General features: G+C 39.4%; 1 protein-coding gene. It reads left to right on the top strand.

What is annotated here, in order from left to right; genetic code table 11:
• Positions 1 to 226, top strand: a 226-nt coding sequence (locus V7068_RS15115; protein WP_499713530.1) for a uroporphyrinogen decarboxylase family protein, incomplete at both ends; no start/stop codon positions are given.

Below are 226 nucleotides of genomic sequence, written 5' to 3'. Positions count from 1 at the left end.
AGACAGATCATGTACCGGTTTGGTATATGCGTCAAGCAGGTCGTTCGCAGCCTGAATATCGAAAAATAAAAGAGAAATATTCTCTATTTGAAATTACGCATCAGCCGGAACTAGCAGCTTATGTAACTAGATTACCAGTTGAACAGTATGGTGTAGATGCGGCGATTCTTTATAAAGATATTATGACACCGCTTCCAGCAATCGGTGTAGATGTAGATATAAAAGC

This window comes from Bacillus sp. JJ634, assembly GCF_036962285.1.
GTDB classification, from domain to species: domain Bacteria; phylum Bacillota; class Bacilli; order Bacillales; family DSM-1321; genus Peribacillus; species Peribacillus asahii_A.
This window is presented reverse-complemented; position numbering and strand designations above follow the sequence as displayed.